21 protein-coding genes and 1 pseudogene are annotated in these 22,962 nt (G+C 44.0%); 3 read left to right on the forward strand and 19 right to left on the reverse strand.

Translation table 11 applies throughout. The annotated features are described in order from the left end of the window. Positions 1 to 528 precede the first annotated feature (528 nt). Positions 529 to 1,704, forward strand: coding sequence for an amidase (locus ACY8DX_RS10890; RefSeq protein WP_462405109.1), 1,176 nt, complete (start codon positions 529 to 531; stop codon positions 1,702 to 1,704). A gap of 286 nt (positions 1,705 to 1,990) precedes the next feature. Here ACY8DX_RS10890 and ACY8DX_RS10895 read toward each other — a convergent pair whose 3' ends face one another. From ACY8DX_RS10895 to ACY8DX_RS10975, 17 genes are all read right to left on the reverse strand, one after another. Beyond that, a complete protein-coding gene (locus tag ACY8DX_RS10895) occupies positions 1,991 to 2,443 on the reverse strand; it encodes a (2Fe-2S)-binding protein (RefSeq protein ID WP_462405110.1) in 453 nt (150 codons plus the stop codon). 300 nt (positions 2,444 to 2,743) lie between these two features. Next, complete coding sequence (locus ACY8DX_RS10900; protein WP_462405111.1) at positions 2,744 to 3,916, reverse strand: acyl-CoA dehydrogenase family protein; 1,173 nt, start codon at positions 3,914 to 3,916, stop codon at positions 2,744 to 2,746. Positions 3,917 to 4,061: 145 nt separating this feature from the next. Next, on the reverse strand, positions 4,062 to 5,165 hold the full coding sequence (locus ACY8DX_RS10905; RefSeq protein WP_462405112.1) for a CaiB/BaiF CoA transferase family protein: 1,104 nt from the start codon (positions 5,163 to 5,165) through the stop codon (positions 4,062 to 4,064). A gap of 101 nt (positions 5,166 to 5,266) precedes the next feature. Continuing rightward, positions 5,267 to 6,553 carry an acetyl-CoA hydrolase/transferase family protein gene (locus ACY8DX_RS10910; RefSeq protein ID WP_462405113.1) on the reverse strand — a complete coding sequence of 429 codons (1,287 nt, stop codon included), beginning with the start codon at positions 6,551 to 6,553 and terminating at the stop codon, positions 5,267 to 5,269. A gap of 4 nt (positions 6,554 to 6,557) precedes the next feature. Further along, complete coding sequence (locus tag ACY8DX_RS10915; RefSeq protein ID WP_462405114.1) at positions 6,558 to 7,751, reverse strand: thiolase family protein; 1,194 nt, start codon at positions 7,749 to 7,751, stop codon at positions 6,558 to 6,560. Then, positions 7,748 to 8,626 carry a hydroxymethylglutaryl-CoA lyase gene (locus ACY8DX_RS10920; RefSeq protein WP_462405115.1) on the reverse strand — a complete coding sequence of 293 codons (879 nt, stop codon included), beginning with the start codon at positions 8,624 to 8,626 and terminating at the stop codon, positions 7,748 to 7,750. The genes ACY8DX_RS10915 and ACY8DX_RS10920 overlap by 4 nt, the downstream gene beginning before the upstream one ends. A gap of 15 nt (positions 8,627 to 8,641) precedes the next feature. Then, entirely contained in the window at positions 8,642 to 9,817 is a 1,176-nt protein-coding gene (locus tag ACY8DX_RS10925) for an acyl-CoA dehydrogenase family protein (RefSeq protein ID WP_439802012.1), read from the reverse strand. A 2-nt stretch (positions 9,818 to 9,819) separates the two neighbouring features. Then, positions 9,820 to 10,608 carry an enoyl-CoA hydratase/isomerase family protein gene (locus tag ACY8DX_RS10930; protein WP_462405116.1) on the reverse strand — a complete coding sequence of 263 codons (789 nt, stop codon included), beginning with the start codon at positions 10,606 to 10,608 and terminating at the stop codon, positions 9,820 to 9,822. Between the two features lie 23 nt (positions 10,609 to 10,631). After that, positions 10,632 to 11,414 (reverse strand): enoyl-CoA hydratase/isomerase family protein, encoded by a 783-nt coding sequence (locus ACY8DX_RS10935; RefSeq protein WP_462405117.1) that lies wholly within the window; start codon positions 11,412 to 11,414, stop codon positions 10,632 to 10,634. 14 nt (positions 11,415 to 11,428) lie between these two features. Continuing rightward, the gene (locus ACY8DX_RS10940; protein ID WP_462405118.1) at positions 11,429 to 12,631 is read right to left on the reverse strand and encodes a CaiB/BaiF CoA transferase family protein; all 1,203 of its coding nucleotides are present in this window, start codon (positions 12,629 to 12,631) and stop codon (positions 11,429 to 11,431) included. A 15-nt stretch (positions 12,632 to 12,646) separates the two neighbouring features. Further along, a complete protein-coding gene (locus tag ACY8DX_RS10945) occupies positions 12,647 to 13,426 on the reverse strand; it encodes an IclR family transcriptional regulator (RefSeq protein WP_439802016.1) in 780 nt (259 codons plus the stop codon). Between the two features lie 122 nt (positions 13,427 to 13,548). Next, the gene (locus ACY8DX_RS10950; RefSeq protein ID WP_462405119.1) at positions 13,549 to 13,953 is read right to left on the reverse strand and encodes a PaaI family thioesterase; all 405 of its coding nucleotides are present in this window, start codon (positions 13,951 to 13,953) and stop codon (positions 13,549 to 13,551) included. A gap of 31 nt (positions 13,954 to 13,984) precedes the next feature. Continuing rightward, positions 13,985 to 14,365 (reverse strand): MaoC/PaaZ C-terminal domain-containing protein, encoded by a 381-nt coding sequence (locus ACY8DX_RS10955; RefSeq protein WP_439802018.1) that lies wholly within the window; start codon positions 14,363 to 14,365, stop codon positions 13,985 to 13,987. Then, positions 14,362 to 14,784 carry an FAS1-like dehydratase domain-containing protein gene (locus ACY8DX_RS10960; protein ID WP_439802019.1) on the reverse strand — a complete coding sequence of 141 codons (423 nt, stop codon included), beginning with the start codon at positions 14,782 to 14,784 and terminating at the stop codon, positions 14,362 to 14,364. The genes ACY8DX_RS10955 and ACY8DX_RS10960 overlap by 4 nt, the downstream gene beginning before the upstream one ends. A gap of 262 nt (positions 14,785 to 15,046) precedes the next feature. Further along, positions 15,047 to 15,859, reverse strand: a complete 813-nt coding sequence (locus ACY8DX_RS10965) for an enoyl-CoA hydratase/isomerase family protein (protein ID WP_462405120.1) — start codon at positions 15,857 to 15,859, stop codon at positions 15,047 to 15,049. Further along, complete coding sequence (locus ACY8DX_RS10970; protein ID WP_462405121.1) at positions 15,828 to 16,934, reverse strand: acyl-CoA dehydrogenase family protein; 1,107 nt, start codon at positions 16,932 to 16,934, stop codon at positions 15,828 to 15,830. The genes ACY8DX_RS10965 and ACY8DX_RS10970 overlap by 32 nt, the downstream gene beginning before the upstream one ends. Continuing rightward, positions 16,931 to 18,085 (reverse strand): acyl-CoA dehydrogenase family protein, encoded by a 1,155-nt coding sequence (locus ACY8DX_RS10975; RefSeq protein ID WP_462405122.1) that lies wholly within the window; start codon positions 18,083 to 18,085, stop codon positions 16,931 to 16,933. Before ACY8DX_RS10975 ends, ACY8DX_RS10970 begins: the two co-directional genes overlap by 4 nt. A 531-nt stretch (positions 18,086 to 18,616) precedes the next feature. On the opposite strand from ACY8DX_RS10975, the gene ACY8DX_RS10980 reads away from it, so the two are divergent. Further along, on the forward strand, positions 18,617 to 19,585 hold the full coding sequence (locus tag ACY8DX_RS10980) for a DUF2515 family protein (RefSeq protein ID WP_462406927.1): 969 nt from the start codon (positions 18,617 to 18,619) through the stop codon (positions 19,583 to 19,585). Positions 19,586 to 19,689: 104 nt separating this feature from the next. Then, the gene (locus ACY8DX_RS10985; protein WP_439802023.1) at positions 19,690 to 20,946 is read left to right on the forward strand and encodes an Nramp family divalent metal transporter; all 1,257 of its coding nucleotides are present in this window, start codon (positions 19,690 to 19,692) and stop codon (positions 20,944 to 20,946) included. Between the two features lie 100 nt (positions 20,947 to 21,046). On the opposite strand, the gene ACY8DX_RS10990 is transcribed toward ACY8DX_RS10985, so the two are convergent. Further along, on the reverse strand, positions 21,047 to 21,997 hold the full coding sequence (locus ACY8DX_RS10990) for a tyrosine recombinase XerC (RefSeq protein ID WP_462405123.1): 951 nt from the start codon (positions 21,995 to 21,997) through the stop codon (positions 21,047 to 21,049). 295 nt (positions 21,998 to 22,292) lie between these two features. Beyond that, positions 22,293 to 22,859: pseudogene (locus tag ACY8DX_RS10995) on the reverse strand (AMP-binding enzyme). Positions 22,860 to 22,962 lie beyond the last annotated feature (103 nt).

Raw genomic sequence — 22,962 nt, forward strand, 5'->3', positions numbered from 1 at the left:
AGGGTAAACATACCGCATACGATAATGGGGGCTATATTCAAGCGTGGAATTGGAAAGAGCTTGAACAACTCATTTCCCATTAACCGATAAACAAATGAATCTCTTATATACTTCTTTTCTATCTTCATTTTGTCTATTCCAGTGTCAAATACCGCTACAAAAAAGAGACAAGTGCTTCATGAAAGAAATTAGCTGCAGCTAATCAATTCGAAACAGAAAAATGAGCAAGATTAGAAAGCTAAGGAAAAACCCTCAATTTTCTATCATCAGCCATCTCCTCTTATGAAGAGATGGCTGATTTTATGCAGGATATTAAACACTTGCATTCTGAAGATAGGAGAATTCTTCACTTGGCAGTATAGCATGATAGGTTTGCTGCACGAACAATTGATCTTCCTTTTCGTATCAGAACAGCTTTTTTTGCTAAACCTAAAGAATCACTATATTTGAGAGACAAGCATTCCTTTATAGCATACGGGCAGCCATAGTAGGAGCGCTCCCGACTTGTTTTCGAAAGGAGGAATAGAAATGACACGAGGTCAAAACGCTTATATGGACAATTCAATTGTCATTAAACGAGCGAAATCAGGACCTTTGGATGGGCTCAGTTTTTCCGTAAAGGATGTATTTGAAGTTAAGGGGCATACGAACAGCGCCGGTAATCCAGATTGGCTGCGAACCCATGAAAAAGCCTCTTCCCACTCTCCTGTTATAGAAAAATTGCTTAATAATGGAGCAATCATGAAAGGGATAACGATCACAGATGAATTAATGTACAGCCTTGATGGAATCAATGCTCATTACGGTACACCGAGAAATCCTAAAGCACCAAACCATATTCCCGGCGGTTCATCAAGCGGCTCTGCTGTTTCGGTTGCAAGCGGAGATGTGGATTTCTCCATCGGAACAGATACAGGCGGTTCCATGCGGATTCCTGCATCCTATTGCGGTATTTATGGATTCCGGCCAAGCCATGGCATCATTTCAACAGCTGGTTGCATTCCTATGGCCAAAAGCTTCGATACAGTTGGCTGGATGGCAAGAAATCCAGATGTTTTAAGAAGAGTTGGTGAAGTCTTTCTAGGAGAGCGCCAATTGAATAGGAAACCCTTTACGACCATTTATTTTCCGGAGCAGATATGGAATGGCCTGCTTGATAAGAGTATCGTGGAAATCGTGAAAGGTAAGACAAACGCACTTCTTTCAAATCAATTTCAAGAGACGTTTATCAACTGGCAGAAAGCCGGCTTTTCACAATGGCCGGAGATCTTTAGAGTCATACAGGGATATGAAGTATGGCAGGAACATGGGGATTGGGTTGAGCGTGTGAATCCTTCCTTCGGACCAGGGATTTCTGACCGGATGAAAATGGCCGCGACCATCACGGAATTTGAAATGAAGCAAACATGGAAAAAAAGAACGGTCATTGAACAAATGATTACTAACCTTCTTCAAGAAGATAGCCTGCTTATCATCCCGACAGCCGTACAAGGTCCCCCTTCTCTTCAATCCTCTCAAGAGGAATTGAAACAGATTCGCTCAAAAAATCTCCAGTTGACCTGTATTGCATCATTATGCGGCCTCCCGCAATTGAGCATTCCTCTTTTTGAATATAAAGGATGCCCAATTGGTCTCTCTTTTGTGGCCAACCGAAGGGAAGATTTACGCTTATTGAAGCTTGGGGAAGAATTGGCTAACCAATAGGGGAATCGCAAGCCGGTATTGCCGGCTGATTATTTGTTTATAGGAGTAATTAGTAAGATTAATACATAGGACCGTAATGGAGAAACACCCATCATCAGCAAGTTCATTCTTTACTGAGCTTCATGAACATCTCATGTTCTCGTGTTACCGACTTCCCTTCATTCCCTTCACAAACCAATATATTTTGTAAAGATTACCCAGTCGCATTTCCTTCGCATCTTGTTGGATGACAGACTCTTGATTAGTAACAGGATGAATCATGCAATCACTTCCTCCTAAAAATTTTTTAATGCCAAGTGCCATGACTGGAGCCAGCCAGCCTTTGTGCAGGCTCTGGTCGCTCCTGCGATATGGTCACAGCTAATGCCCGCTCGATATGTTCCTTTGAAGGTGGTGGATTGATCTCTAGCATGCTCCTTTCATCTATCATGAATCTTTTATTTTCATTTTCTCTCTGTGCCACATTTTTTATGGTAGTGATTGACTTCCCATTTACTTGATGTGCCAGAAGGAGACATGATTTAAGCATTTCTCCCTCTATAAGAACCGTACATGCTTGGCATTGACCGCTTCCGCAAGGTCCAAGAGTTCCAAAAAGGAGAAGCCTTTCACGCAAAAGAGTCATGACCTTTTCCATCGGATTCACCAATAAAAGATACCGAATGCCGTTCACTGTAATGGATAAGGTTATTTTACGTTTTTGATTGAATGGCAAAACATCAGCTTTTTTAGCCTTCATTCCACCTACTCCTTTCTTTCAAATCCTGTTTTCTATCAAAATTAAGATTTTATCATTCAAATACGCTAAATCGTTTATAACAAAAGAACCATTTCTTTGTTCATTCCAAAAAAGTAACAGATTGAGGTTATAATTTATTTCATTTTGAATGAAGTTATAACATTTTGCACGATAATTGACAGGGAATCTCACATAGAATTTTTTTCAGCAAAAGAATAACGGCTCCAAGCATGGGAACCGTTTTAAAAATGAATGTGTCATTCTCCTTCACATGCTTACCCGACCATCATAAGCAATTGCTTATACCTGTGTAATCCTTGTGTTCTTCTCATATTCCTTATGAAGCTGAGCAGCGATAATGTTTTTCTGAATTTCAGAGGTTCCTTCATAAATTTTCGTGATGCGGGCGTCACGGTAATAGCGTTCAATCGGGAATTCCTTGATATACCCAATACCCCCATGGATTTGAACGGCTTTGTCAGCAATACGGTTATAGATTTCTGAGCCGAGGAGCTTTGCCATGGCCGCCTCCTTAATCACATTCATCCCTTGGTCAACCATCCAGGCAACCCTGTATGTCATGGAGCGGAGTGTTTCCGTATCAAGGGCAATTTCAGCGAGATAATGCTGAATGATTTGCTGCTCAAAAATCGGTTTTCCGAACTGTTCGCGCTCATGTGCATATTTAGTGGAAAGCTCAAGCAGCTTTTGGCAGGAGCCAAGATTTCGGGCGGCAAGCCCCGCTCGTCCGTTAGCCAAAATTTTCAGCGCATTTATGTAGCCAAGCCCCTCTGTTCCAAGCACGTTTTCAACGGGGACCTCACAATCCTCAAAGAAAATTTCAGACGAATGCGAACCGCGCAGTCCCATCTTCTCTTCTGTTTTGCCGACGACAAACCCAGGAAAATCCTTTTCAATGATAAAGGACGTAATCCCTTTTGCGCCTTTGTCCCGGTCTGTGACAGCCATAACTGTGAACACATCTGCAATTGGGCCGTTTGTGATGTAATGCTTAGAGCCGTTTAAGATATACTTATCCCCTTTTTTGACCGCGGTGGTTTTTAAGGCCGCTGCATTTGAACCTGCGCTAGGCTCTGTCAGGGCAAAGGCACCGATTCGGTCTCCTTGCGCCATGTCCGGCAAATACTGCTTCTTCTGCTGCTCAGTTCCCATTTCAACAATCCCCACTGACCCGATGCCTGTATGGGCACCAATAACCGTTGTATAGCCGTTCGAGGTACGCCCTATCTCTTCATAGAGGGCACATTTACCGACCATATCTATCCCAATGCCGCCGTATTCTTCAGGGATGCTGAGTCCGAATAGCCCCAGCTCCTTGCTCATGCTCAAGATCTTCTCTGGTATCTCGTCATCCTGTTCAATTTGCTGAGCGAGCGGATCTACCGTATGGTCAATAAAATCCCGTATGGACTTCTTCATTTCAATCAGTTCATCGCTTAGAGAAAAATTCATGTATATCTCCCTTTCTTGGGTATTGTATAAATTTGATATTCTTCAACCATTCTTCTAAAAATGTACCACTATCTGAAATATCTTCTCATTTACGTCAAACGCCTATTGATTACCTGAAACTGTCCGACTGTGTATCCTAACGAAGTCAACTTCCTCCATGAGTGAATTTGCTAAGGCATTCTTTTGTGTGTGCTCCTAGAGCAGGAGGTTCCGTATCACGAGTTGATTCTGACAAACCGGTAAACTGATGGGCCATAAAACGATAGGAGCCATTGTCACTGATCAGGTTCCATTCCTTTAATCCATCCGCAGATGCAAGATCATCCGATTCAAGGACAGGCGCCATGCAGCAATCCACCTTAAAGGCAAATTGAGACCATTCCTTTAGCGTTTTCTCTTTAATGACCGCGGAGATTTCTTCATAGACTGGATCTCCGAATGTGGCCTTTGAGAATTGTTTGCTCTTCCATTCTTCGCGTCCTAGGGCATCACAAAAGTTATGCCAGAATTTCTGCTCAAGTGCTCCAAGCGAGATATAGCGATGGTCAGCTGTTTCGTACAGGGTATAACAAACAAACACGCTGTTTAACTTCTCCACCCCATGTTTTTCACCGGTCAAACTTTCAATTAGAACATGATTGGACATAAGCGGAAGCAGTGATTTCGTTATAGCCAGGTCAATATAGGAGCCAGCCCCGGTCTGCATTTTCTTCACTAAAGCTGCTAATATCGCTTCACTGGCACTGATTCCCCCAATAAAATCAGCCAGTGTATTGCTAGGAAGATGAGGCTTGCCGTTTTCGTCTTTCATTTGAGCGAGCATACCGCTTAAGGCCATATAGTTGATATCATGGCCTCCAAGATGACTGAGGGGGCCGGTTTGACCATACCCAGTCAAAGAGCAGTAAATAATTTTGGGATTCACCTGCTTGATTTCGTCATATCCGATACCGATTCGTGATGCCACACCAGGTCTGAATCCTTCAATAAGTATATCTGCCTCTCGTGCTAGCTCGAGCGCTGATTCCCGGTCAGATGAATCCTTCAAGTTTAAGACAACACTTTTCTTTTTCCGATTTTGGGCAAGAAATACCGGGCTTTGTTCATTTTCATCCAAGGAGAAACGAGCCGGGTCACCAAATGGAGCCTCTATCTTGATCACTTCCGCTCCCATGTCCGCCAGCCGGTGCGTGGCATGCGGGCCGGGTAAATATTGCGTGAAATCCAATATACGAATTCCCTGTAGCATAGTAATCAACTGCCTTTCAGATTTTTTACTGGTTATCATTCACAATAGCTGAATACAGTATTTTATATATAGGCTTTCCACATAATCTCTTAGACTTTCATTCAGGAGACTATTTGATTCAGCTGCCATTGTAGATCCTCCTTGAAGGCCGGATGAACAATCGCAAGCAGTTCTGTACATCTTTCTTTAACTGTTTTCCCGAATAAACTAGCAATCCCATATTCTGTCACAACAAAATCAATCTCTGATTTGACTGATGTAATAGATGAGGCAGTAAGCTTGATTCTTGATTCCGTTCCTCCCCTGGCAGTTGAAGGCAGCGCAATAATAGAACGACCGCCCTTCGAAAGACGGGAACCTATGATGAAATCCATTTGCCCGCCGACTCCTCCGACAGGATATTTTCCGACCTGCTCAGCATTGACATTGCCTAAAAGATCTACCTCCAGTGCTGAGTTGATGGAGCAAAACTGACTGATTTGGGCAATGACAGCCGGATTATGAGTGTACTCTACCCCTTTAAGCTGAATGGCTTCATTATGATGAGCAAAATCATATAATCTCTTCGTTCCCGTCAAGGTTGTGCAAATGGTTTCGTTTTGGTCTATTTCTTTATAGGCATTTGTCACAACACCTGATTCGATAAGGTCCACAACCTTGTCTGTAATGGAGCCGGAGTGGATGCCAAGATGGTTCTTGCCTTCTAAAGAGCTGAGAATACGATCTGCAAGGCATCCTACTCCTACCTGGATAGTGGCCTGATTAGGGATTAATTCAGCTACATATTTCCCTATGATGATTTCTTCTTTTCTCCCCTCTGCTGATTGAACTTCAAGCATTGGCCGATTAGATAAAACAAAATAGTCGATTTCGCAAACATTAACGGTGCCATCCCCATTTGTAATAGGCAGCATCTCATTCACTTGTGCGATAACGACCTTCGCATGTTTAATGAGGGAATGGATAATATCTACTGAAATGCCTAAATGACAGCTGCCATGCTCATCAGGCGGTGTCACTTGAATAAGCGCAGCATCAACAGGATTTTCTTCGAGCCATATTGGAATCTGAGATAAATTTACAGGCAGGTATTCACAGAAGTTATGAGAATGGGCTTTTTGAAGCTTTGCTGAATGCAGAAAGCTATGAATGATAAAATGAGACTGACATTCCGGCTCTGCATAAAGACAGGGACTGCCGATATTGAGTGTATAAAGAACGGTTTCTTCGAATCGGTCCTTTTGGCGGACCAATTCTTCCACTAGTGTTTGAGGTTCATTGCAAAAGGGAGCAAGAAAGACTCTATCATGTGATTGGATAACAGAAATAGCTTCGTCAGCCCTAAGCTGCCGCCTCGTATATTCACTAAGCCAATTTGAGAGAGTCATCCCCTTACACCTGCATGTTTTCTATGATGGTCGTTATACCGAGGCCTCCGCCGATACATAGAGTCACCATACCGTATTTTTCTCCTCTTCGCTCCATTTCGTGAAGAAGCTTCGTCATAAGTACCCCTCCAGTTCCGCCTAATGGATGGCCAAGTGCAATAGCGCCGCCATTTACGTTTACCTTCTCGATATCAAGGGAAAGCTCCTTGATTACCGCAAGAGATTGTGCCGCAAATGCTTCATTTAGTTCAATTAAGCCGATTTCCTCAAGCTTAAGGTCCGCTTGCTTCAACGCCTTTCTTGTCGAGGGAGCAGGACCAATTCCCATGATCTCAGGAGAGACGCCGGCAGTCGCCTGGGCGATTATTCTCGCTTTTGGCTTCAGCTCATACTTCACACTAGCTTCTTCAGACATCATCAAGATGACACCTGCTCCGTCATTTCTTCCGCTTGAGTTGCCGGCAGTTACGGTTCCATTCTCTTTAAAAACAGCTGTTAAAGAGGATAGTTTCTCTAGTGTTGTTTCACGAGGATGCTCATCCACCTTGAACTCGACAATTCCGGTTTTTGTCTTCAGCTCATAAGGAACTATTTGCTCTTCAAATAATCCGCTCACAATGGCCTTCTTGGCATTTTCCTGACTCCTTAGGGCAAATTCATCTTGTTCGGTCCTTGATATTTGATAATGCTCAGCCAAGTTTTCAGCAGTCATTCCCATTGTAAGAGGGCCATATGTTTCCATCGGCTGTGCTCTTGGCTGGCTTTCCGTATTAGGGTCAAGGAGCAGCCCATTTCCCGCCCCATAGCCATAGCGGGCATTCCGCAAATAAAACGGTGCCGTACTCATACTCTCCGCACCGCCAGCAATAATGACATCCGCAAACTCGCACATGATTTGCTGATGGGCATTGTTCATTGACTGGAGCCCGGAGCCGCATTGACGATGAACCGTGTAGCCTGATACTTCTATTGGCAGGCCTGCTCTTAATAGGGCAAGCCTCGCGAGATTAGGAGAATCCGTGCTTTGCTTTGCCTGTCCAAGGATGACCTCATCGACCGTATTAGCATCAATCCCTGTTCGAGCGACAATCTCATTGATGACCTTCGCGGCTAAATAATCTACTTCTACATCCTTTAACGCACCGCCCATTCGACCGACAGCCGTTCGGACAGAATCAATAATGACAGGGTTTTTCAAATTATTTCCTCCTTCAGCTGGGTGCTCGACAACCCTTTTGCAAATCGAGCCGCTTCTCGGAGTTTTAGCGGATTAATGCCTGTTGCACAGCCCATTTCCTCCACCATGTGCACAATTCTCTCACTGGCTATATTGCCGGTAGCACCTGGAGAATATGGACAGCCTCCAAGCCCGCCTGCCGAGCTGTCAAACTTCGTAATTCCCGCTTGCATGGAAGCGATTACATTTGCAAGCGCCATTTTGTTCGTATCGTGGAAATGGGCCACAAATGTCTGGTCAGGATATTGATCTGTTAATCTGGCAAAGCGTTCATAGACAAACTTTGGATCAGCCTGACCGTTTGTATCCCCGATGTCGACCTCATCAACACCTAAATCAACGAACCGGCTGCAAACTCGGTCAACCTCTTCAAAGGAAACATAGCCTTGGAATGGACACTTAAAAGCCATCGAAATATAAGCCCTGACAAATTTCCCCTCCTGTTTGGCTCCCTTGATCAGCCTTTCTGCCTCTTTGAGCGATTCGTCTGTTGTCCGGTTTACATTTCGTTTATTGAATTCATTGCTTGCTCCGATAAAGACAGCAACTTGAGGAACATCCATAGCCAGAGCTCTCTCCAAAGCTATCATATTTGGGGTTAGTGCAATATACGTCAGACCAAGCTCATTGCAGTAGGCGGCTATTTCCTCGGAATCAGCCATTTGCGGCACCCATTTTGGATGGACAAAGGAAGCCGTCTCTATTCGTTTAAAGCCTGATTCAGCTAATCGATTAATCAATTCTTTCTTCTCGTCAGTCGTAATGGGATTTGGTTCATTCTGCAGGCCGTCTCTCGGACCAACCTCAATAATCTCGACATCTTTTGGAAAAATCATTGTATTTCCTCCCGTTTAATAAGATCTTGGCATGCCTAGTACATGTTCCGATACATAGGACAAAATGAGGTTTGTAGATATCGGAGCAACCTGATAAAGTCTTGTTTCCCTGAATTTCCGTTCAATATCATATTCCTCCGTGAATCCAAAACCTCCATGTGTCTGCATGGCTACATTGGCTGCTTCCCATGAGGCATCAGCCGCAAGCAATTTCGCCATATTCGCCTCAGCACCGCATGATTCACCTCGGTCGAATAATTCCGCTGCCTTTATTCTCATAAGGTCAGCCGCTTCTATTTGAATATGAGATTTGGCAATAGGAAATTGAATACCTTGGTTTTGTCCAATAGGCCGATTAAAGACTATTCTTTGCTTTGAGTAATCAGCCGCTCGGTCAATAAACCATCTTCCATCTCCGATACACTCAGCCGCAATCAAGATTCTTTCCGCATTCATGCCATCAAGTATATAGCGGAAGCCTCTTCCTTCTTCACCGATTAAGTTCTCTGCCGGAACCTCCATGTCTTCCATGAAGAGCTCTGTCGTTGCATGATTCATCATGGTACGGATTGGTTTGATGGTCAGACCATTACCTATTGCTTCTTTTAAATCTACTAATAAGACGGATAGACCATCCGTTTTCTTTTTGACTTGCTCCAATGGTGTTGTGCGGACCAAGAGAATCATCAGATCAGAATGCTCTGCGCGCGAAATAAATACCTTCTGTCCATTGACGATATATTTATCTCCGACTCTTTCAGCAAAGGTTCGAAGCTTTGTCGTGTCCGTGCCTGTGTTAGGCTCCGTTACCCCAAAGGCCTGCAGCCGAAGGGTACCATCGGCAATCTTAGGGAGGTATTGACGCTTTTGTGCTAAACTTCCATGACGAAGCAGTGTTCCCATCGTATACATTTGTGCATGGCAGGCACCTGCGTTTCCACCAGAGCGGTTAATCTCCTCCAGAATAATGGAAGCCTCCATAATTCCGAGTCCTGAGCCGCCGTACTCCTCTGGAATAAGAGCTGCGAGGAAGCCATTCTTCGTAATATCATCCACAAATTCTTCAGGGTAGGCTAATTCAGCGTCTAATTTCCGCCAATACTCATCTGGGTATTTAGCGCATATGCTGCGCACACTTTGACGTAGTTCATCATGAAATTTGGCCTGTTCCTTATGCTCTGATGCATTCATCCTCATTCCTCCACCCTTAACCGGAAATTTGGTTTTCTCTTCTCAAAAAAGGCATTCCTTCCTTCGCTAAAGTCATCTGAATGAAAACAGATTCCTTGGGCCAATCCTTCCTCCTCTAATGTGTGTTCAAGATCAGCAAGAATGCTCCTATTGACGAGCTTTTTTGTTAACCCGATGGAATGGGCTGGCCCGTCAGCAAGTCTTCGCGCGAGCTTTTGTGCTTCCTCCATCAACATTTTATCATTAACCACCCGGTTAATCAGACCTAGCCTATGAGCTTCATCCGCTGAAATTCTCTCGCCAGTCATCATCAGTTCCATGGCCTTATGTCTGCCAATCAACCTCGGCAGAAAATAGATTGACCCTAAATCTGGGATAAGACCTACCTTGACAAAGCTTTGAATATAGACAGCACTGCTGCAAGAAAGAATCATGTCACAGGCAAGAGCCATACTGACGCCCGCTCCCGCTGCAGCCCCATTGACTGCTGCAATAATCGGTTTCTCCAGCTGAATCATTGATTGTATCATGGCATGGCCGCTTTGGAGCCTCTTCCTGCCCTTGAATGGATCCAGTCCCTCCATTTGACTTAAATCTCCCCCTGCCGAAAAGGCTGGACCATTGCCAGTGAGAATGATGCAGCGGATTGATTCATCCTCACCTGCTTTCGTGAAAAAATCCCTTAATTCATAACGGGTCTCAAGACCAAGAGAATTTCTCACTTCAGGCCGGTTCAGCCTGACGGTACAAACGCCACCCGACGGGTCTATCGTTATCGTTTCATACCCCATGAAATTCGTTCCGCCTTTCTTCTTTACTCACCGATAAATTGCGGCTGCCTTTTCTCCACAAATGCCCTGACACCCTCAAGACGGTCCTTTGTATTTACACAGCGGTTGTAAAAATCAATTTCAACCTCACGTGCCTCTTTTTCATTCATGCTGTAAAGTTCATCAATGGAGGCTTTGCAATATTGAACGGCAAGCGGAGCATTCAAAGCGATTTTCTCGGCAAAGGCAACGGATTCCTCTTTCATTTTTTCTCTTGTCGTAAGGAGATTGATTAATCCGCATGCTTCAGCTTCTCGTGCAGGGACTTTTTTTCCGGTCAAAATCCATTCCTTCGCCTTATGAATCGGAATTCTTCTCGATAGAAGTCTTGTTCCTCCACCGCCCGGCATGATTCCCCTTGTGACCTCCGGCAGGCCAAAAACAGCATGCTTTGTGGCAATAATAAAATCACAGTTAAGGACAATTTCAAAGCCTCCCGCAAGTGCGTAGCCGTCAACAACGGCGATGACAGGCTGCTTCATATCCTGTATTTGATGAAACATAGCCTCAAACAGCTCATGCTGTTCCTTCCACTCCTCCTCACTCATCCCATTCCGTTCCTTTAGGTCAGCCCCGGAACAGAAGGCCCCTTCAGTTGATGAGCGGATGAGGACCACTCTTGCCTCGCTATGATGAATCGTTTGGCAAAGTTCAAGAATTTCTTTCGCCATATCTGTCGTAAAGGCATTTCGCGCTTTCGGGCGGTCAAGAATGATTTCTGCAATGTTCTGATTGGTTCCTAATCGGTTATAATGGACATGATTCAACGACTATTCCTCCCTTATGATTGTTGGATAGATGGGTGGCTCCCTATGACATTCTCGCGCTGGAGCTCCCTTATTTCCTCCTCTGTATATCCTAAGCTGGTCAAGTATTCAGCCGTATGTTCTCCGAGGATAGGTGCATGGGCATACAGTTTGCCAGGTGTTTCAGAGAATTTAATCGGAAAACCAATCTGTTTGGTCACACCCGCAATAGGATGATCTTGCTCTGTCAGCATTTCTCTTGCTTGGATATGCGGGTCGGAGAAGGCCTCCCTCATGTCATTAACCGGTCCAATACATGTATCCTCCATAGATAACAGTTCCATCCATTGCTCCTTCGTTCTTTCTAGGAATAAAGCAGTCAAATCCTCTATTAATTGTGTTTGAACGTGCTCATCCCCTTCGTGAAGCGGCTTCCAGTCTGGCCTTTCTACCAGCTCGCAGAAGCGATCCCAAAACTTCTTTTCCGATGCGCCTACTGATAGGTATTGACCGTCCTTCGTCTCATAGAGCTGATAGTAGGCAAATTGGCCATCAAGCCGGTTTTTGCCTCTTTCCGGAACATCATCCGTGACAAAATAATCGGAGGCTGCTGCATACAGCCAGGTGACAGCCCCGTCTGCCATGGATATATCAATGTATTGCCCCTTGCCTGTTTTTTCTTTATGTAATAAAGCCATCAGAATGCCGGATAAGGCCATGAGCGACCCGCCTCCGATATCAGCTATTTGAACGCCAGGTATCACAGGCTTTCCATCCTTCTCACCATTAAGAGAGAGGATTCCGGTGTATCCTGCATAATTGATGTCATGGCCTGGGAGTAAACGATAAGGCCCTGTTTGTCCATACCCTGTCAAGGAACAATACACAATTCCTGGATTAATCTTTGCGATTCCTTCATAGCCGATTCCGAGTCTGTCCATGACACCCGGCCTGAAGCCCTCGATTATGACATCAGCTTCTCTTGCCATTTTGTTAAATATAGCAATTCCAGCTTCTGTTTTCAGATTCAGCTCCACACTTCGTTTATTGCGGTTGACTGTCAAGTGTCTAGCCCCAATGCCATTGACAGCTGGTTTTCTGGAGCGTATGTAATCTCCTCTTCCAGGCTCTTCGATTTTGATGACTTCTGCTCCGTAATCAGCAAGCATGAGCGTACAATAAGGACCTGGAAGAAGTCTCGTTAAATCTAATACCTTAATACCGGTTAGAGCTCCCATTTTGCCGTCTCCTTTTCATTCATCTCCCTTTAGCTTCCGGCTGATTTCCATTGCCGCTTCCTTGATCAATAATCCCTTTCCCTCTAAATCTGCCTTATCGTGCCGAGAGGTAAAGCCAATCAGTTCAATCGACATTTCAACCTTATCTCCATGTGTCAAGAGTGGCGCCGCTATCCCGCATAACCCTTTTACATACTCCCCGTATGTGATGTGGTATCCGCGTTTTTTTAGCGTATCTAACTCCTTTTCCATTGCTTCGATTTCTGTCTCGGTATAGGTTTTAAGCCCCGTACCTGCATGCAGAATGTCTTTCCTCTTTTCCTTATCCAGATAGGCTAAAAGGCAAAGTCCGAAAGATCCGTCAGAAATCGAAAAGTGCCGGCCGACTGAAACCGTAACACCGAAATCGCTTGCCTCAGCCTTGCTGACGATGGCAAGCTTTCGGTCGTTAATCTTATTGACGAGGATTGCGGTCATCTGTGTGTCCTTTGCCAGTCTTTCAAGATAAGGCTGAATGATAAGGAGGTAATCAAGATGTTCTTTTGCACGCTCACCCAAAACAACGAGATACGGCCCAAGCGTATAGCGCTTTTTATCCTCCATGTAACGCACAACAGCCATCTCCTCCATGACACGGAGCAATCGATAACAGGTCGCTGGGTTCAAATGTAGGGCATTTGATATTTCTGTAATGGTTGATTCCTTGAAGCGGTTTCGGCTAAGCAGGCGGAGAATGGAAAAAGCATTTTCAAGGGCGGGAACATTATATTTTTGTTTTTCCTTTGCTTGATTCAAATGAGTACACCCCAAATTGAAAATATTGGTAATACCAAAATTTTATAGGCGAAAAAACTTTTCGTCAATAAAATTTCCCATTATTTAGATAATTAGTGCATTCCTCATAGAAAAGGTCTCGATTATGATAATCTCAAAAGCTTAAAGGTTCCAATCGTTTTAGCTTTTAGCGCCCCATCCTCATCCTCTAGAAAACCTTCAGCCGTAACGATGCTTTTCCCTGAATGGATGATTGCGGCTCTAGCTATGATATTCTCTCCTGCTTGAACCGCAGCTAGATAATGGATGGACATATTGACGGTGACTAACGGCGTCCCGCTCACAGACCTGATTGCAGCTCCCATAACCGAATCAAGCAGGCTGAACAATACCCCGCCATGTACAGCTTGATTGACATTAAGATGATGGTTTTGCACCTGCAGCGTGCAGCGCACATTTCCCTCTTCAAAAATATCTGTATGAATATTCAAGTGCTTATTGAAGGCACTATTCTCAAAAATTCTTCTGACATCATCCAATGATTCCATTCATGCGGCCTCCTTCTATGAAACTATACATTCATTTTTTTACCGTAAATTCTGCCACAAGCTTGACCTCTCCTTGGTCATTCACCGCTTCTGCTGTACAAGTAAAATAATCGGCATTCTCTTGAAGGATTTGTCCATTAACGGTTATTCTTTCACCAGGTCGAGTCATGGCTTTAAAACGTGCTTTATAGGACCTGAGGTCATCAACAGAAACCCATTGGCCAATCGCCTGACCGACAAACCCCATGATCAGCATGCCGTGTGCGATCACTCCGCCAAGTCCTGCCTCCTCTGCAAAGGGAACAACCGTATGAATAGGGTTAAAGTCACCTGAGGCTCCTGCATAGCGGACAAGCTGTGTATGGGTTACCGGTTCCTTGATTAATGATTCAAATATGGTTTCCTTGTTCATCCTTTTCTCTCCTTTTGCCTCTCGATTACGGTCGAACGACTGATTAGGATAAGTTCATCATGTTGATTCCGATATTCCTTTTTCAATACGACAAAGTTCATGGAGGATTTCTCATAGACATCCTCAACAATGGTTGAAACCGTAATCTGGTCACCAGGATGAATGGTCCCTGTATACTCATATGCCTGTTCCCCGTGAAGCACCCGCTTCACATCCAAATTTAAAAGGTCAGCTGTAGAAGACCCGCCTCCCCAGAAGTCAATGACCGTAGGAAATGTCGGAAGAATCTTCGTACCATTTAAATATTCCTTCCGCTCATCCCCAATAGCGATGGCAAATTCGCGAATTTTTCCTTTTTCTACCTCAAATGTATACGTTTCAAGCTTAAGTCCCTTTTTCTCGAGTAATTGTGCATCCATTTTGATTCACTCCTATCGAAATTCATTCATTTACGAATCAAGGAAATCCTCCTAAAAGGCTTCTTCCTTGTACTTAATACATGCAAGATTTATGCCAATCAAATAGACAGACATTCTTCGACGACTTTTGCCCTCGGATTGTTTGAAATACGGACATTTGTATAGATGGATGCGATAGAATAATGAATTGTTTCCTCCACCTAAAACATTTTTGACGAAATCAAAAAAAGAATCCATTGTCATCAATGGATTCTAAGTAAACTCAAGAAAATTCCGGTTTTCTTTTTTCTACGAGCGCTTGAACACCTTCTTCATAATCTTTGAGCTCTGTAATGATGCCCATGGCAGATGAAATCATATCAAGAGAAGTCCTTAAGTCAAGCTGTCTGCTTTGATAAACTGCCCGTTTCATGAACCGCATCGTTTCCTTAGGGCCATTTTTCAATCTTTCTACATAATGATCCGTAAAGGATTGTAGTTCTGAATCATCGATGACATAGGTCAGTAGACCGAGCTGATGCGCTTCCTCTGCGGTCAGTACTTGTCCGTTCCATAATAAGTCCAGTGCTTTATCTGTCCCAATCAGCCGCGGCAAAAACCATGCTGCCCCATCTCCAGGTACTATTCCTGCCTTCACATAGCTTTCCGCAATTTTGGTGCTTTTTGCGGCGATTCGGATATCACAGGCGAGTGCCATATCAAAACCTGCACCAAAGGCAGCCCCATGCAGCATAGCAATCACAGGAATATCAATTTCTTGGAGCAGGAGTGGAATGCGCTGGACATTCTTCCATAAGGAATTCTTTCTAGCGAGAGCGGTTGACGAATAATCATTCGATCCATCATGATTCAAAAATCCATCCCCTCTAGCCATTGCTTTAATGTCTCCTCCAGAGCAAAAGGCACGGCCATTCCCTGAAATCACCAAAACATGTATCTCATCCGAATCACGTACTTCCTCTAAAGCCTTGATCCAAGAATGAATCATATCCTCACTAAAGGCATTCATTTGCTCAGGTCGATTCAAAGTGATACGGGCGATATTATTCGTAACGGTAAATTGTAAATCGTTCATGTTCTTCCCCTTTCCCTTCCCTTTGCTTGGTTAAATAATTCCATAAACCGTTCGCTCCCCATTTTTGTAAGTGATGAGCGAATGTATTCGACCAGTCTGCTTCTGTGCCAAATTCATCCCGATATGACCACAGTCGCCTTGTAGAGTAATGAAGGCTGTGCTCATGCGTAAAGCCGATAGCCGCCAGGATTTGGTGGGCAATTTTTGCAAATTGGCCAGCGCCCTCATTCAAGCGTATCTTGGCTAAGGCGATTTCAGGAGCAAAACGGGTGTCATGTACCCTGGAAACGGCATTTTGCAAGGCGGTCTTCGCGGCGGCAAGCTCTCCGGCAAGGGAAGCGATATGATGCTGTATGGCTTGCTGGCGGGAAAGCGGCCGGCCAAATTGATAGCGTGTTTCCACATGCTCAATCACTAACTCCATGATTCTCTCCATCGCTCCTGTCATTTGCGCTACCCTTGCTCCTGCTCCAAGAAAAGCAGCCCTCTCATAAACGGCAGTTGGAATGGACATATGCTCTAATTGATGGAGCGCGAGCTGATTGATATAAAGGGTATCCCTTGGTTCTCCCGCAAGATTTGCCGTTTTCTCAATCATCGTTAAGCTGACAGGAATCTTTAGTAATTCGATTTCTTGTTCAACTTTTAGAAAGGCAATCACATATTCTGCATGTCTTCCATATGGAACGGATGGAATCTTACCGGAAACGCAGATTCCGTCAAAGGTTAATCCATTTTTCGCAGGCTTAAACAAGCAGGATAGACTCTTAACCGCATCATTCGCCTCCATGCCCACCTCAGCCAGCACCCAATTACTGATCAGTGTTTCAGCCAACGGAATCGGAGCCGAATATTTACCGGCAAGCTGAATCAGCCTAAAGCCATCAGTCCAATCTCCTCCATGACCTCCTTGTTCCTCACTAACACCCATTAAGAGAAGGCCGGATTCCTGCAAGCCTTTCCAAAGGTCAGCAGGAAAATGGCCTTTCTCTGCATCGTCTATGATTTCTTTTTCTGTATGCTTAGACAATATCTTTTCTGCACTCTGCAGAATAATGGCTTGCATATCACTCATGCCTTCAGCACCCCCTTCCCAATGATTCCCCGCAGGATTTCAGTCGTTCCGCCCCTTAGCGTAAATCCTGGGGATTGCAGGATAGATTCAGCCATCAGCCTGCTCAGGCGGTTTGTGGAATGAACAGACGGGATAACCGACGTATAATCCCTGGCAAATTCCGCTATTTCCTGTTCAAACTGAGTACCCATATCCTTAACGAGTGATGCGGTGAGATTAGAGGGGACATCCTTCTCCAATTGGACAGCAATTCCGAGGGATAAATTTCTTAGGCTCCATAGCCTTGCCGCGAGCCTGCTTACGGCCATCAGCCCATGATGATCTCCGCACTCAAGCAGGGAATTGATTAATTCATTGAGCAAAGGGAAGGTGCTGAGAAAGCGTTCTGGCCCGCTTCTTTCATAGGCGAGCTCTGCCATTCCTTGTGCCCAGCCATCTCCTTCCTTGCCAATCAATCGCTCGTCGGGAATGAATACATCCTCGAAAAACACTTCATTAAAATGATGCTCCCCTGTCATGAGAATAATGGGACGGATGGTAACTCCCTTTGCGGATAAGTCAACAATCAATTGACTCATGCCTGCATGCCTGTCATTAGGGTCTTGGTCAGCGGTGCGGCAAAGGGTAATCATATAATGCGAGAAATGTGCCCCGCTCGTCCATATCTTACTCCCGTTTAAAAGCCAGCCGCCATCTGTTTTACGGGCCCTGGTTTGAATGGCTGCAAGGTCAGAGCCTGCATTCGGCTCACTCAAGCCGATGCAAAAGAAGCTTTCACCAGTTGCGATCCTCGGAAGGAAGAATTGCTTCTGCTCCTCTGTCCCAAACTTCAAAAGAAGCGGTCCTGATTGCCTGTCTGCGATCCAATGTCCGGCAACCGGTGCTCCGAAAGCCAGCAATTCCTCCATAACAATATAACGCTCCAAGGAAGTCCGCTCATGTCCCCCATATTGTCTCGGCCATGTCATGCCAATCCAGCCCTTTTCCCCTAACCTTTTGGAAAAATCGGCTGAAAACCCACTGAGCCAGCAGTCGCATTTGGATTTAATTCGTCCCTCCCTTTGTTCAGCTTCCAAAAATACCCGCACCTCTCGGCGAAGCTCGTTTGCCTCATTAGGCAAAACAACGACAGGCACATCTAATGCTTTCATGATCCTTCACCAGCCTTTCTCATATTCTCGTTTCCAGAGCATCCTTTAACTGCGATGCCTTTACAGGATGCTGTTTATCCGGCTTAGCAAACAACAAAAATAACACGCCTCCTATTAACGCTAAGCCAAAGGCCTCGAGCGGTATGTATTATCCAAATAAACGAGTAGCGGAGCATATATATATCCTCCTAAGCCTCTCCAGAACGCCACATCCCATCTGCTTACCCGGCCTTTCCTCTCTATGAAGCTATCCGCTTTTTTACTATGCAATTTGCATGCCAATCCCCATAGGTATAAGGAAAGGAATTTGGAATAAATTAAGGGGAATAGGCACTTTTTGTTCATGAAAGGAGGCCGTTTCTGATTTTTCTACATACCAAAAAAATACCGAAAAAATATAAGAAGCTTCAAAAGGATTTAAAGGAACGTCTTCATACTACAATTCCGCCTCTCCCTCTCTCACTCTCAGCTAAAGAAGAAAAGCTGGTTGAGGATATTCAAGCGGAAACGAAACGGCATAATCGGAATAATATCAGTCGCACCACAGCCTACCTCGACTATTATCGAAGAAATCCTGAGATTCATTGGTCCCTTTTAGCCCATATGGTTTCTCGAAATACTGGCTGGAATATGACTGATTTAAGGGGCTCATTTCTTCCGCGAATAATGAGCAGCCAAGAATGTGATGATTTCTATGCCTTATTAGAAAGGGGGAACTGGATTATCTTCGAGGATGCATACCCTCAGTTACTGCTATATGAGAAAGGAAAACAGCATCGAAAAAATTATTTCCATCTGCTTCCTGCCTTTCATGTATCTGTCTTCATGCAGGTGCTTTGGCCTTTCTTTCTTGATGGAAATGATTCAGAATTGATTACTCTGGCATTAGTCGTGAATGAACAAAACCATTTGGAGCAAACCGTTATGAAGAATGGGTCATTCAAGAAAACGGTCTTTGACAAAATTGAATTCATGCTGCAGGATCTCCTGTCCATGAATCAAATAATCTTCCCCTTAGTAATAGAAGGTGAACGCATAAAACTGCGGGGTATAACGATTCATCAGTTTGAAGAGCTTCATCAGCGAATTCAAATTGGCCGCGATTTGTATGCCCTTTTATTCCACGAAAAAACGCTGAACAGGACCATTCACTGGGCTTGCCAAACTCCCCATACTGGCTCACGAATGGATTTTTGGTCTCATTTGTTCAATCTTGTTAATGAGGAGGTTCCTGGTAGGAAGCGAATGCACAGCCGATTCAAAAATGGTTCACTTAAGGAAGGGGAGGCTCGGATATATAGCCCCATATGGCAAAATGTCTGGAAGGATACGCCTCATTCTTCACCAGCACAACGGGATTGGTTCCAAGATACAGATGTCCTTTCCTACCTGGAAAAACCGAAGATTAATTTAGAGGGCGACATTGGGAAAGAGTATTGCCGTACACTTGAGAAGCTTGAATACGCCGTTATGGCTAAAAGTGTATCCACTCTTTTTTAAAATTGAGATTCAAAATATTTAATTATTCAAATATTTGATATTTTTACACAAAAATAGGAAAATAGAAGAGCACCAAAAAGATTTTGAGCAAACGGGGGGAATTTATGCACGCACAACAAACAAATTGGCAGCCTGAAGCACCTGTCTCGAAGAAATCGGTCATTGGGCCAGGGTTAATCGTTGCTGCCACAGGGGTAGGAGCCGGTGATCTAGTCGCTGCTCTTGTTGCCGGGACGAATTATGGTCTCGTCTTCTTATGGGCGATTATCATTGGCTCCATATTAAAGTTCGCGTTAAATGAAGGGGTTGGCCGCTGGCATGTGACAAGCGGCAAAACAATCTTAGAAGGCTGGCACATGATGGGGAAATGGGCCACCGGATACTTCGGCGTCTATTCAATCATTTGGGGATTCGTCTATGGAGCAGCAGGAACAGCGTCTTGCGCGCTTGCAATGTCGGCACTCTTCCCGCAATTATCATTGACTCAATGGGCCATCATCCATGGTATTGCCGCTTTCTTGCTTGTCTGGTCTGGCAAATATAAGATCTTTGAATCTGCGATGAACGTATTAATCGGGATTATGTTCGTCACAGTCGTCGGCTGTGCAATCATTATCATTCCTCAGCTGGGAGGCGTTATAGGGACAGCGGTTCCTGCGTTGCCAGAAGGCTCGCTTCTTTATGCACTTGGTCTTATCGGAGGAGTAGGCGGATCACTGACCATGGCTTCCTACGGATACTGGCTTCAGGAAAAGAAATGGACTACGCCATCATTTATCCGAGTCATCCGGGCGGATTCAGCTGTAGCTTATATCGCAACCGCCATCTTTACGCTATCCTTATTAATTATGGGGGCAGGTTTATTATATGGAACGGATGTTAATATTGCCGGTGAAACCGGATTAGTAGATTTCGCTGGAATTATCGGAAATGAGCTGCATCCTGTTGTGAAATATTTATTCTTAATAGGTTTCTGGTCTGCTTCCTTCACATCTGTATTGGGTGTATGGAATGGAGTTCCTTATCTATTCTCCGATTTCATTCGTACCATCACCCATAGTAAGATTAGTAAGGATGAATTAAGCCATACAAAATCTTATCGTTTCTTTGTTCTTTGGCTCACATTCCCGCCTATGCTTCTCCATTTCCTTGGGAAGCCGGTTGGATTAATCATCGCTTATGGAGCACTTGGAGCGATCTTCATGCCGTTTTTGGCTATCACATTGATCTACCTTCTTAACAAAAAAGAGTATGTCGGTACAGTCGACCGTTCCCAAAAGCTTTCCAATGTTGTTTTATCGGTCAGTATCCTTCTCTTCCTCGTTCTCGCTGTAAATGAGTTAATCAATATTTTCTTTTGAGTAAACGTTTACACGACATCTGCTTGACTCTTTTAGAGTTAAGCAGATTTTTTTATTTTTGCTCGTAAAAACCAAAGAAAACCCTGTGTATCAGGGTCTTCTAAAAGTTAAATGGATTATTGTCGATCACCTGTTGGATTTCCTTATCCTCGAGATGTGTATAGATTTGGGTCGTGGATATATTGGAGTGGCCAAGAATTTGCTGCAAGCTGCGAATGTCCGCCCCGCTCTTATACATGATAGTCGCAGAGGTATGCCGCAGTTTATGGGGAGTCAGCTTATCCTTTCGCAGACCAGACTGCTCATTGATTTTCTTCACGATCCTTGCCACCTGCTGACGTGTTAATTTCGTTCCCTTTTGAGAGAGGAATAAATAATCCAATGTCTCTGCCTTCTGAACCTTGATTCGCTCATTCTTCAGATAATCCGAAAGTGAATCTCGGCATGCCTTATTCAAGTATACCGTCCGTTCCTTATCCCCTTTACCTGTAATCCGGAGCGCTTGGCCTTGAATAGAATTCATTTTCAGACTGCACAGCTCTGAAACCCGTAATCCTAAGTTCAAAAAGAACATCATCATGCAGTAGTTACGGTAATAATGATGATTACGCTCAATTCCTCCAAGGAAGCATTTTGCCTCCTCTAGATTCATATAAATCGGATTTCGCTTACTCAGCTTCGGACTTTCTAGCTCTTCTGCGATATTATCCGAAATCAGTCTTCTCTTCCCCTTCAAATACTTAAAAAATGACTTCAGCGTCGCCACCTTCCTAGCCCGTGCTGACGCGCTATTATCTCGAACAGACTCACAATACTCGATAAACAGATAAATATCCTCCAATGATATCTCTCTAATCGTTTCAATCGTAAGGTCATGAATGGACACTTCACTTATCTGTTCAACCTCTAGGCCTTCATATGTAACTTTCAAAAACTTGAAAAAGAGCATTAAATCGTACTCATACTCTTTTCTAGTCCTCATCGACTTCCCTTTAATCGTGGTCAAATAAATAAGGAAATCTCTCACAATCTTAGGCTGTTGTCCCTGCAATGCCCCCACCTCTCTCTATATGCCCCATATTATAGCATAAAAATGTTCCCAAATTCATATTTGGGAACATTTTAAGTGATGCAGCTTCTTTATAACCTAGAATATGGATAAAATCCTCCTTTAATGATAGAAGCCATCTCAGAATCTTTTTTCAAATCGATTTAATGTTTATTATTGGCTTTGATAATTCTGTACAAAAGACACCTTTTCACTAAAATATGGATGTTGCTGAGAGGCTCTCAGACGAAATTAACTTTCGCTAGACGAATGTATGTCCGATTAGATTCATTTCAGCTTACCCTTTTTTTATTGATTGAATGGAATCTTTCTTTAAAAGATATCTTTGAATTTTCCCGCTTGCCGTTTTCGGTAATTCCTCAATAAAGTCAATTTCTCTAGGATATTGATGCTTCGATAAGCGGCTCTTCACATAGTCAATTAATTCATGGGCCAGCTCCTCTGTTTATTGATATACAGGAATTAAAACACCAAAAGCCTTAACCACTTTTCCTTTATGGGCATCCGGCTTTCCAATTACGGGTGCTTCTGACACCGCTTCATGTTCAAGCAAACTGCTTTCCACCTCGAAAGGTCCAATTCTGTAACCCGCACTCGAAATAATATCATCCAATCTTCCTTGGAACCAATAGTAACCATCCTTATCAATGGCAGCTAAGTCACCTGTTTTAAACCATTTACCGATTATTTTTTCCTTCGTCTTTTCAGGTTGGTTCCAATAACCTACGAAGAAGAAAGGGAAAGAATGAGCATTCACAGAGATTTCACCCACTTGTCCTCTTTCCACTCTATTCCCCTCGCTGTCGAGTAAGGCGATATCAAAACCTGGAGACGGCTTACCCATAGAACCTGGTTTAATGTACAAAATGATTGATAATCTTCACTGTTTCAGTAGACCCAGGGAAATAAAGATGTGAAAATTCACTTGTAAATATATTTTACGTTAT

This window comes from Gracilibacillus sp. Marseille-QA3620 (assembly GCF_054950035.1).

Coding starts and splice junctions, on each gene's coding strand:
- ACY8DX_RS10890 (WP_462405109.1), top strand. CDS start 529: ATGACACGAGGTCAAAACGCTTATATGGACAATTCAATTGTCATTAAA.
- ACY8DX_RS10895 (WP_462405110.1), bottom strand. CDS start 2,443: ATGAAGGCTAAAAAAGCTGATGTTTTGCCATTCAATCAAAAACGTAAA.
- ACY8DX_RS10900 (WP_462405111.1), bottom strand. CDS start 3,916: ATGAATTTTTCTCTAAGCGATGAACTGATTGAAATGAAGAAGTCCATA.
- ACY8DX_RS10905 (WP_462405112.1), bottom strand. CDS start 5,165: ATGCTACAGGGAATTCGTATATTGGATTTCACGCAATATTTACCCGGC.
- ACY8DX_RS10910 (WP_462405113.1), bottom strand. CDS start 6,553: ATGACTCTCTCAAATTGGCTTAGTGAATATACGAGGCGGCAGCTTAGG.
- ACY8DX_RS10920 (WP_462405115.1), bottom strand. CDS start 8,626: ATGATTTTTCCAAAAGATGTCGAGATTATTGAGGTTGGTCCGAGAGAC.
- ACY8DX_RS10925 (WP_439802012.1), bottom strand. CDS start 9,817: ATGAATGCATCAGAGCATAAGGAACAGGCCAAATTTCATGATGAACTA.
- ACY8DX_RS10930 (WP_462405116.1), bottom strand. CDS start 10,608: ATGGGGTATGAAACGATAACGATAGACCCGTCGGGTGGCGTTTGTACC.
- ACY8DX_RS10940 (WP_462405118.1), bottom strand. CDS start 12,631: ATGGGAGCTCTAACCGGTATTAAGGTATTAGATTTAACGAGACTTCTT.
- ACY8DX_RS10950 (WP_462405119.1), bottom strand. CDS start 13,953: ATGGAATCATTGGATGATGTCAGAAGAATTTTTGAGAATAGTGCCTTC.
- ACY8DX_RS10955 (WP_439802018.1), bottom strand. CDS start 14,365: ATGAACAAGGAAACCATATTTGAATCATTAATCAAGGAACCGGTAACC.
- ACY8DX_RS10960 (WP_439802019.1), bottom strand. CDS start 14,784: ATGGATGCACAATTACTCGAGAAAAAGGGACTTAAGCTTGAAACGTAT.
- ACY8DX_RS10965 (WP_462405120.1), bottom strand. CDS start 15,859: ATGAACGATTTACAATTTACCGTTACGAATAATATCGCCCGTATCACT.
- ACY8DX_RS10970 (WP_462405121.1), bottom strand. CDS start 16,934: ATGAGTGATATGCAAGCCATTATTCTGCAGAGTGCAGAAAAGATATTG.
- ACY8DX_RS10975 (WP_462405122.1), bottom strand. CDS start 18,085: ATGAAAGCATTAGATGTGCCTGTCGTTGTTTTGCCTAATGAGGCAAAC.
- ACY8DX_RS10985 (WP_439802023.1), top strand. CDS start 19,690: ATGCACGCACAACAAACAAATTGGCAGCCTGAAGCACCTGTCTCGAAG.